Annotated in this window: 1 protein-coding gene and 1 pseudogene; both read right to left on the bottom strand. The window is 75.6% G+C overall.

The features are described from left to right. The coding region (locus ABZ914_RS51810) for a hypothetical protein (protein WP_500201877.1) at positions 1–682 on the bottom strand (682 nt) is incomplete at its 3' end. Next, positions 663–1034 (bottom strand): annotated as a pseudogene (locus tag ABZ914_RS51805) (hypothetical protein); the annotation flags it as partial. The gene ABZ914_RS51810 and the pseudogene ABZ914_RS51805, both read right to left, overlap by 20 nt.

Below are 1034 nucleotides of genomic sequence, written 5' to 3'. Positions count from 1 at the left end.
CGGCAGCCGCCCGCTCACCGGCGGCGAAGCCGTCGCCCGCCCGCCCGACCTCGCGCGGTTTGATCACCACGATGAGCCGGGTGGCGAGCGCGATGACGACGAAGACGACGCTCATCACGTAGCTGAGCACCACCCAGTTCGCCGCGACCCGTCCCGCGGTCAGGCCGTGCAGGATCCCGATCGGCCACGAGACGTACGCGACGGCGTGCATCGAGCGCCACACCCACGGGCGGGCGCGGGCCACGAACCGGGTCCGCAGGATGCCGGTGATCGCGATCAGCACCATCAGCTCGAACGCGACGGTGCCGAGGCCGACCGCGTCCGGCGTCGGCACCACGATCTGCGCGGGCGTCGCGAGCCCGCCCAGCACCTTGACCGCGATGTGCGCGACGACCATCACCGACGCGACGACCGCGCACGCGCGGTGCGCGCCCTGCGCCAGCACCCGGTGCCGGATCTTCAGGATCAGCCGCTCGGTGGCCAGCAGTCCGGTCATCACCGCGCCGGTCAGCGCGAGCAGCGTGAAGACGCCCGCGTAGAAGGAGAGGAAGTACTGCGCCTGCGCCGCGGCGACGGCGCCCGGCGGGGTCGCGGCGCCGGCGAGCACCAGCACCGCGCCGACGAGCACGGTTCGCAGCACCCACGCGGGCACCGCGGGATCGTCACTGTTGCGTGTTCGCACCGCTCGGACTCCTGTTCTGGGTAGCGGACGGCGACGGGTCGCCGGCCGATCCTGCGCCGCCGCCCGGCTCGTGGCCGGGCGCCGGCGCTTTCGGCGGGGCATCCGCCGCGGGGACCGCGCCGAGGTTGGCGATGAGGCCCCCGGGAAGCACCTGGAGCAGGCCGCGCTCGGCGAATCCGAGCAGCGGTTTCGCGCGTTCGCTGAACGTCCAGCCGCCGATGACGGCGCCGTCCAGCGGGACGGGCGCGGCGCCGCGGCGCAGGTCGAAGCGGACCTCGGCGCGGGCGGCCGGGGCGCCGCCGCAGGCCCCGGCGGTGCCGGTGCGGCCGAGCGGGTCGCCGCGCCCGACGAC

Origin of the sequence: Spirillospora sp. NPDC046719 (assembly GCF_040645715.1) — a bacterium.
Lineage (GTDB): Bacteria > Actinomycetota > Actinomycetes > Streptosporangiales > Streptosporangiaceae > Spirillospora.
Note: the sequence above shows the minus strand (reverse complement) of the source record. Positions and strands in the feature narration are given on the sequence as shown.